Annotated in this window: 7 protein-coding genes; 4 read left to right on the plus strand and 3 right to left on the minus strand. The window is 70.1% G+C overall.

The features are described from left to right. Both HY703_03405 and HY703_03410 read right to left on the minus strand, forming a co-directional pair. Positions 1-227, minus strand: a 227-nt coding sequence (locus HY703_03405) for an NADH-quinone oxidoreductase subunit A (GenBank protein ID MBI4544222.1), incomplete at its 3' end; no start/stop codon positions are given. Next, positions 228-350 (minus strand): YHS domain-containing protein, encoded by a 123-nt coding sequence (locus HY703_03410; protein ID MBI4544223.1) that lies wholly within the window; start codon positions 348-350, stop codon positions 228-230. A gap of 125 nt (positions 351-475) precedes the next feature. On the opposite strand from HY703_03410, the gene HY703_03415 reads away from it, so the two are divergent. Next, positions 476-1,069: a NifU family protein gene (locus tag HY703_03415; GenBank protein ID MBI4544224.1), complete on the plus strand. Its 594-nt coding sequence runs from the start codon at positions 476-478 to the stop codon at positions 1,067-1,069. Between the two features lie 205 nt (positions 1,070-1,274). Here the strand turns inward: HY703_03415 and HY703_03420 are convergent, their stop codons facing one another. Next, a complete protein-coding gene (locus HY703_03420; protein ID MBI4544225.1) occupies positions 1,275-2,507 on the minus strand; it encodes an ATP-grasp domain-containing protein in 1,233 nt (410 codons plus the stop codon). 235 nt (positions 2,508-2,742) lie between these two features. Here HY703_03420 and HY703_03425 point away from each other — a divergent pair, with 235 nt between their 5' ends. From HY703_03425 to HY703_03435, 3 genes are all read left to right on the plus strand, one after another. Further along, positions 2,743-3,810: a VOC family protein gene (locus tag HY703_03425; GenBank protein ID MBI4544226.1), complete on the plus strand. Its 1,068-nt coding sequence runs from the start codon at positions 2,743-2,745 to the stop codon at positions 3,808-3,810. Continuing rightward, entirely contained in the window at positions 3,719-4,240 is a 522-nt protein-coding gene (locus HY703_03430; GenBank protein ID MBI4544227.1) for a dienelactone hydrolase family protein, read from the plus strand. The genes HY703_03425 and HY703_03430 overlap by 92 nt, the downstream gene beginning before the upstream one ends. 61 nt (positions 4,241-4,301) lie before the next feature. Then, the gene (locus HY703_03435; GenBank protein MBI4544228.1) at positions 4,302-5,774 is read left to right on the plus strand and encodes a 1-acyl-sn-glycerol-3-phosphate acyltransferase; all 1,473 of its coding nucleotides are present in this window, start codon (positions 4,302-4,304) and stop codon (positions 5,772-5,774) included. The last annotated feature ends 91 nt before the right edge of the window (positions 5,775-5,865 follow it).

Consider the following 5,865-nt stretch of genomic DNA (forward strand, 5'->3'; position numbering starts at 1 on the left):
ATGTAGACCATTTCCATGTCGAAGGCGAGGAAGAGGAGGGCCATGGCGTAATAGCGGACGTGGAAGCGGCTCCAGGCGTGGACGCGTGGCGGCTTGCCCCCGGCGAAGGGGACGCGCTCCGGCGCGGTCCACCCCGGCGGGTTCAGCGCGTCGCCCAGCCAGCGGAGGACCAGCCATGCGCCGGCCGCTCCCAGGAAGACGGTTAGCGCGCCAGCAAGCGGAGCCACTCAATCCTCCGCGTCGTCCTGGGGGTGAGCCTCGAATTCCTGCCGGCACTCCTGACTGCAGAAGTAATATGTCCGGCCACCGTATTCCGCCGCAGCCACCGCGTCCTCCTGGGCCACCCTCATGCCGCACACCGGGTCCGTGACCTGAGCCCTGGGGCATCTCCTTTCCGGTGCATCCGCTGCAGGGACCGCTTGCCGTGCCGGGGCGTATGCCCCAATTTGGCATGGCAGCCTCCAGGAGGTAAGGGATGCTCACGTTTACGGACGCGGCCAGAGAGACGATCCTGGCGCTCATGCGGGAAGGCTATACGGAACACCCCGCGCTGCGGGTAGCCGTAGCGCCCGGTTGCAGCCCCCTGGCGCCGGAGTATGAGCTGTCGCTGGTGGATGAGGCGGAGGAGTCGCCTGACGACGTCGTGGTCGATGGCTTCGGCTTCAAGGTTCTGGTAGACCTCGAGTCCGCCGGCCGGCTGCAGGGCGCGACTGTCGACTATGTCCAGCGGGAGCTGGAAAGCGGGTTCGAGGTCCGCGCCGCAAACACGCAGCTCCTAGCTGGCGGGCCTCCAGCGGGGCCGCTGGCGGAGCGGGTGCAGGAGGTGATCGAGCGCCAGATCAATCCTGCCATCGCCGCCCACGGCGGGCGGATTGCGCTGGTGGACGTCCGCGAGAACGTGGTCTACCTGCAGATGAGCGGCGGCTGCCAGGGGTGCGGCATGGCCCGGGTCACGCTCTCGCAGGGCGTCGAGCGCATGATCAAGCAGGCTGTGCCCGAGATCGTGGCCATCCAGGACGTGACCGACCACCTGGCCGGCAGCAACCCGTACTTCGCCACAGCCAAGTAGCTGGAGCCTTACCCTCGCCAGCCGCGCCGCTCGCGCCCAGCCGCCGCGCCGGACCGGCTTCCCGCGCCGCCCTTATCGGACCAGTTTCCCATCTTTCTTGTGGGCCGGGAATCCTGTCCTGCGGGCCCGCTTGCCTTTGCCGCTCCGGGACCGAGGCCAGGGCCGGCCCTGGGATCGACCAGCCTGGAAGATGGAAACATGGTCCTCATTCGATGATCACCTCCAGCCGGCGGTGCGCCTGGCGCAGCGCGGCTTCCACCTCCGCCGGCGTATCCGCGCGCGCGAAGACGAACCCGAGATAGCGGTTCCCCTCTGGCAAGGGCACCACCCGCTGACCGGGGTTGATGGCGGGCACAACGTTTTCCACGCCGGGCACGGCGCGCGCCGCTTCCAGGCCGCGCATGGCGCGCAGGGTGCCGGCCCTGGGGATCGGGATCATAAGCACGCCCGCCGCGCGCTCCTCGCGTTGCCAGGTGTGCGTGGGCCGTCCCAGGGCGTGGGCCAGCAGCAGCTCCTCGAGCGAGGCGCCAGTGGAGGAGCGGAGCACGCGCGAGCAGAGTCCGCCGATGGAGCGGGGCGCCAGCTCGAGCGGCCAGACACCGGCGGCGTTGTAGCGCAGCTCGGCGTGCACGGGACCGTCGCGCAGTCCCAGCGCCGCCGCGCTGCGCGCGGTGGAGTCGGCGAGGGTCGCCTGGACTTTGGCAGGCAGGCGGGAGGGCGTGATGTAGAAGGTCTCCTCGAAGAACGGCCCCTCCAGAGGATCGGGCTTGTCGAACAGCGCCAGGACGCGGAGCTCGCCGCGGGCGAGCAGCCCTTCCAGGGCCAGCTCGAGGCCGGGCAGGTAACTCTCGACCAGGATCTTCCCGGCCAGGTCGCCGCCGCGGCGGGTGACGTCGGGCTGCGCCAGCAGAGCGGCGACGCGCCGGAACGCGGCCGTGAAGGCGGCGGGGTCATCGGCACGGATGACGCCGCGGCTGGCGGACAGGAACACGGGCTTAAGCACGCAGGGGAAGCTGATGCGCTGGGCGGCGTCCTCGGGGTCCATGTCTACGGGGAGCAGCCAGAAATCCGGACCCGGAATGCCGGCACGGCTCAGCGCCTGGCGCATGGTGTGCTTGTGCCGGGCGGCACGCACGGCCTGGGGCGGGTTGTGCTGGAGGCCCAGGGCCGCGGCGGCCGCCGCGGCCAGCACGGCGCCGTCGTCCTCGGCGGCGATCACCGCATCCAGAGGATAGCTGCGGGCGAAGTCCACGATCGCGCGCGTCGAGCCCTCGACATCGGCGAAGTCCAGGGTCAGCGAAGCGCCGGTAGTGAACGCCGCCAGCGCCTGGCGCTCCTCCGAGCCGACCGCGACCTCCACGCCCAGGCGTGCGGCAGCGGACAGGAACGCTTCAGCGCGGTAGCTGCTGGTGGCGAGGAGGAGGAGGAGACGGTGCATGAGTGGTCAGGCGTTCACCCCAGCAGCTCCGGTTGCAGGCTCAGGCTGGCATTTTAGCTGCTGCGGGGTATTCTGAGGAAGCGGGAGGATACCTCCCTGAGATCAGTGAATAGGGGAGCCCCGCCGCCAGCCCAGGGGTGGTCAGGGGTGGTCACAGCAACGGGCGCGCACGTGCACGAGTCAGGAGTACGTGCACGTGTACGTTACCAGCTCTTGTGAGCCAGGGAGTCCGGAGATGGAGTTCAAGACCGCCGGGTTCCACCATATCACGATGGTCTCGGGAAATGCCCCGCGCACCCTCGAGTTCTACCGGGACACCCTGGGACTGGGGCTGGTCAAGCGCACAGTGAACTTCGATGATCCGGGCTCCTATCACCTCTACTTCGGCGATGCCACAGGGGCGCCGGGCACGATTGTCACCTTCTTCGAGTGGCGCGACGCGCGCCGGGGCGGCTGGGGCGTGGGCGGCGTCCACCACCTGGCCCTGGGCGTGGCCACGCCGGAAGCGCAGCTCAAGTGGAAGCGCTGGCTGATGGACCGGGGCGTGCCGGTTTCGGGGCCGTATGACCGGGGGTGGTTCCGGAGCATCTACTTCACGGATCCGGACGGGCATATCCTGGAAATCGCCACGCGTGGGCCGGGATACGCACTGGATGAGCCTGCAGACGCGCTGGGCCGGGAGCTGGTCATGCCCAGGCCGGAGCAGCTCCGGGGCGGCAGGGACGAGGAGGCAATCCGGCGGCTGAGCCACCCGGGGCCGGTAGCCGCGATCGGCGAGGATATGGCGCTCGAGGGGATCCACCACATCACCGGGATCACGGACGACATCGAGCGCGCAGGCGAGTTCCTGGAGGCGGCGCTGGGGCTGCGGCTGGTGAAGCGCAGCGTGAACCAGGATGATCCGGCCACGCCGCATTACTTCTGGGCCAGCTATGACGGCCGGTCCGTCGCGCCGCACAGCAGCTTGACGCTGTTCGGCTGGCCGGGTTCCCGGCACTATGCGCGGCTGGGCGTGGGGCAGGCGCACCACATCGCCTTCCGTGCGGCGGCCCCGGAGCAGCAGCTTGGGTGGCGGGAGCATCTGCTCGGGTTGGGGGTGGATGTCTCGCCCGTTATGGAGCGCAGCTATTTCCGGAGCATCTACTTCCGCGCGCCTGACGGGTTGCTGCTCGAGATCGCGACCGATGGCCCGGGCTTCACCGTGGACGAGGATGCGGCGGCGCTGGGGCGCTTGCTCAAGCTGCCCGTCTGGCTGGAGCCGCGGCGCGAGGAGATCGAGCCCGCACTCGCGCCCCTGGGGTAGGTGCCGGCCGGAGCCGGAGAGCTTCGAGTCGAGCCAGCAGGCGCTGGGCGCGTGGCTGGATACCGTTGCCTCTCAATTCCCGGTGGGCCCCGGACGGCTGGTGCTGGGGGGCTTCTCGCAGGGCGGGACCATGAGCCTGGCGTACGCGCTGCGCCGGCCGGGCGCCGTGGCTGCCGTCCTTAACTTCAGCGGATTCCTCCCCGATCACCCGCGCGTGCGGGTCGCGCCGGACACGGTAGTGGGGACGTCCTTCTTCTGGGGCCATGGTACCCGGGACCCGGCGATCCCCTTCGAGCTGGCGCAAGCCGGCCGGGCGACGCTGGCGGCGGCGGGCGCGCAGCTCGAGGCCCGGGACTACCCGATCGGCCACTGGATCGACCCCGTCGAGTTGCGCGACGCCGTCGAGTTCCTGGAGACGGTGCTGCGCTGAGCCCTGCGCCGCGCTGTACGACTGGCCCGCCCTGCTCGGATTGGGATGACATGGAGATTTCGTGTTCGCGACCGTAGCCCTGCCGCTCTGGCTCCTGCTTCTGCTCCTGCTGCTGGCTGGCTGGGCGCTGCTCGACCGGCTGCTCGTGCCCAGTGTGCGCTGGTTCCTGCGCCAGCAGACCAACCGCTTGATCGACGAGGTCAACACGCGGTTGCGCATCGAGATCCCGGCCTTCCGGCTGACGCGGCGGGAGGTGCTGGTCGAGCAGCTTCTCTACGACGCCAGGGTGCAGGAGTCGGTCGCGGTGCACGCCCGGGAGCACGGGCTGCCGCGCGAGGTGGTCATGCAGCAGGTCGAGCGCTACGCGCGCGAGATCGTGCCCGCGTTCAACCCCTACCTGTATTTCCGGGTCGGCTACTGGCTGGCCCGGCGCGTCGCCCGGCTGCTGTACCGCGTGCGCCTGGGCTACTCGGACGAGGCGGGGCTGGCTGGCATCGAGCGCGGCGCCACGGTGGTGTTCGTGATGAACCACCGCAGCAACGTGGACTACATCCTGGTGGCTTACCTGGCGGCGAAGCGTGCGGCGCTGAGCTATGCGGTGGGCGAGTGGGCGCGCATCTGGCCGCTGCAGACGCTGGTGCGCAGTCTGGGCGCCTACTTCATCCGGCGCAACTGCGGCGAGGACCTCTACCGCCGGGTGCTCGAGCGCTACATCTACCTGGCCACGACGGCGGGGGTCACGCAGGCGCTGTATCCGGAGGGCGGACTGAGTCGGGACGGGCGGCTGCGCGAGCCCAAGCTGGGGCTGCTGGATTACCTGCTCCGGGCCTTCGACCCGCAGGGCCCGCGCGACCTGGTGTTCGTGCCCGTAGGCCTGAACTACGACCGCACCCTCGAGGACCGCACGCTGCTGCGCGAGGCGCGGCTGGGGCGGCGCCAGGGCGAGCGGCTGCGCGCCGTCGCCTACACCTTGCGCTTCCTGCTGCGCAACCTCTGGCTGGCGCTGCGCAGCCGCTGGCACCGCTTCGGCTACGCCTGCGTCAACTTCGGCTCGCCCCTCTCCATGCGGGCGTACTGCGCGGCCCGCGGGCTGGACTTCCGGCGGCTGGGCAAGGAGGAGCGGTTCCCGCTGGTGGCGGAGCTGGGGCGCGAGCTGATGGCGGCGGTAGCAGCGGTGATCCCGGTGCTCCCGGTGTCGCTGGTGGCCACGGTATTCCTGCGCAGCCAGCCGCTGCGGCTGAGCGAGCTGGAGCTCAAGGCGCGGGTGCAGGAGCTGATCGCGGAGCTGGAGGCAGCCGGGCGCCACGTTTACGTGCCGCGCCGGGACCGCGATTACGCGCTCACCGTGGGACTGCGCCTGCTCACCCTACGGCACCTGGTGGACGAGCAGGACGGCCTCTACGTTGCGCGCGAGTCGGAGCTGGAGCTGCTCGAATACTACGCCAATGCCATTGGTCACCTGCTGCCGGCGCCCGTGGCTGCGGTGGGCGCGGGCATGGGCGCGGTGTTGGACAGCCGGGTGGCCGCGCATTAGCTTGGGGCACTATCGCGGGAGCAGGGGGGCCTATGGTGGAAGTCATCATCGGCGAGGATGACCGGCTGGACTGGGCGCTCAAGAAGTTCCG

This window comes from Gemmatimonadota bacterium (assembly GCA_016209965.1).
GTDB lineage: Bacteria > Gemmatimonadota > Gemmatimonadetes > Longimicrobiales > RSA9 > JACQVE01.